Raw genomic sequence first — 2,330 nt, 5'->3', positions numbered from 1 at the left:
AAAAGAAGACGGTCGGGCCCCAGCTCATCCACGGTATCGGCACCTGAGGGGCGACGGGCTCTCGACCGCCGCCACGGATCAGGCAACCACCTGGTCCGTGGCACCTCAATTATGCACGATTCCAAACACACAAGGGGTGTTCCAGCGGAATGAGGCGTTGGTGTCTTCTGGAGCACTCCTCATCCGTCGCCTTCGGCGACACCTTCTCCCACAAGGGGAGAAGGGAAGAAGTGACGTTTACACCGGCCGGTAAATCCGCTCAGCCGTATTCCAGAAAATATCTGCCTCGGCCTTCGCACCGTGTTTGGCCACTGCCGCGCGGTGCGCCTTGATCAGCTCGGCGTGGCTGGTCCACAGCTTTTCTATCGGGAAGTTCGAGCCGAACATCAGTCTGTCCGAACCCCGTATGTCGATCGCATTGTCGACGATATAGGCGATCAGCGCCGGATCGTTGCGGTGGACGAATGTGCCGAGACCGGAGAGCTTGGCGTAGAAATTCGGTGCCGCTGAAAGCGTGCGCAAACCCGCCTTCCATGCCTCGGTGGTTTCCGGCTCCATGCCCGTCAGCATGCCGGCATGAGTGAGGATGAAATTCGTTTCAGGGTTTTCGCCGACCAGCGTCAGCCCATCCTTCATCTGCGCCGGAAAGAGCTGCAGGTCGAAGGACAGGCCATAGTCTTTCAGCCTGATGACATTGGCGCGCACCTTAGGGTCGATGACCTGGTCGGCAGAGGCGGCGAAGCGGAAGGCCGGCGTCTCGTGCCAGTGGAGTTGCATGCGCACGCCGCGCAGCAGCCTGTATTTCATCAGCCTGTCGATCTGGGGCCTGACATCGTCGACCGTCATGTCGGCATAGCCGACAATGGCGTGCGGCCAACCGGTTTCGTCAGCGGTCTTCTGCAGGAAGGCGACTTCCTTCTCGAAATCCTCCCTGGCCCAGTTGGTCTGGACATAAACGGCCTTCTCGACGCCTGAACCCGCCTGATCTTCCAGGAATTCGGCAATGGGATAGTCGCGGCGGATCGGTTCATAGGGGCCGAAGATGCGCGGCACCATTGGCCCGACCAGCCAGGGCTGGTCCTGCTGGCGCCAGATGTGGAAATGCGCGTCGATGGCTTTCTGCATCACGATACCCTTTTCCAGATGGTCGCGGCCGCGGGCGCGGCGCGGGCGAGCGACAGGATGAAATCGGTGAGGCTCCTCACCGACGAACCGTCGACGAGATCGTCGAGCAAAGGCAGGATGGCGCTGAGCGCCGCCGTCGCCGGGCGGAAGCGGGGATCGCCGGCAAGCGGGGTCGCCAGCGACAGCCGGAAGGCGCGGGCGCCGAGCCGGCGCATGGCGGTCTCCAGTTCGCCATGGCCGCCGCGCTCCAGCGCGTCGGACAGGATGACGACCGCCGCGCCGCGCGCGAAGGCCGAGAAACGCGGCACCGAGAGGAACGCCAGCAGCGTCGGCCCCATGCGGGTGCCGCCGTCCCAGTCGTCGACCTGCGCCGCCGCGCGGGCCAGTGCCTGGTCGCGGTCGCGGATGCGCAATGCCGCGGTGATGCGGGTCAGCCGCGTGCCGAAGGTGAAGATTTCCGTGCGGTCCGCGCCTTGTACGGCGGCATGTGCGAGCTTCAGATAATCCGACGTGTGCAGCTTCATCGAGCCGGAAACATCGATGAGGATGAGGAGCTTGCGCGGCACCGTCTGACGGCGCCGCAACAAAGGCGAGGGGATGTCGCCGTCGGCGCTGACGATCTCGCGCAGCGAGCGGCGCAGGTCGAGCTTGCCGCGCGAATGGGTGCGCACGGTGCGGAACGAGCGGCGCGCGGGCAGGGAGGTTGAAAGGTTCCGGCGGAAGGTTGTCAGCCGATCTTCATCGTTCTGGAACTCGCGGCTGCTCAACTGCTCCAGCGCCGAGGACAGTTCGCCGCCTTCTTCCCGCTGCTCGGCCTCGATCCGTTCTTCATCGGCGCCGCCATCATCCTTGATGCGGGTTTCCTCGTCGGCGTCGCTTTCGACCATCGCCGAAGTGTTGCCGTAGAAATGGCTCTGGAAATGCGCTTCGAATTCGTCGCGGCGGTCGGGCGGCGGCGCGAGAGTTGCAAGGGCCGCCTCGCGGATGTCGTTCATCGAGCGGGGACCGAGTAAGGTCACCGCCTGCATGAAGCTGGTGCCCTGTTCGGGTGCGACAGGGAAGCCGTGGCGACGCAGCAGCCGGCCGAAGCCGAGGAGGGGCGTAGCGGCGCGAGGCAGGCTCTCCTCTCCCCGTTTACGGGGAGAGGATGCCGGCAGGCAGGTGAGGGGCGGCGCCGACCTCTGTCCATTGTCGCGCTGCCCCTC

Annotated in this window: 2 protein-coding genes; both read right to left on the bottom strand. The window is 64.8% G+C overall.

Features of this window, described 5'->3' with window-relative positions; translation table 11 throughout:
* Positions 1 to 237 precede the first annotated feature (237 nt).
* Positions 238 to 1,125: an amidohydrolase gene (locus J0I79_RS34885; protein WP_292870707.1), complete on the bottom strand. Its 888-nt coding sequence runs from the start codon at positions 1,123 to 1,125 to the stop codon at positions 238 to 240.
* Positions 1,125 to 2,282, bottom strand: coding sequence for a VWA domain-containing protein (locus J0I79_RS34880; protein WP_366015790.1), 1,158 nt, complete (start codon positions 2,280 to 2,282; stop codon positions 1,125 to 1,127). The genes J0I79_RS34885 and J0I79_RS34880 overlap by 1 nt, the downstream gene beginning before the upstream one ends.
* Positions 2,283 to 2,330 lie beyond the last annotated feature (48 nt).

Source organism: Mesorhizobium sp. (assembly GCF_017306585.1).
Taxonomy (GTDB): Bacteria; Pseudomonadota; Alphaproteobacteria; order Rhizobiales; family Rhizobiaceae; genus Mesorhizobium.
Note: the sequence above shows the minus strand (reverse complement) of the source record. Positions and strands in the feature narration are given on the sequence as shown.

Bases quoted from the DNA above. Each gene is read 5' to 3' on its own strand.
- J0I79_RS34885 (WP_292870707.1), bottom strand. From the start codon at position 1,125: ATGCAGAAAGCCATCGACGCGCATTTCCACATCTGGCGCCAGCAGGAC.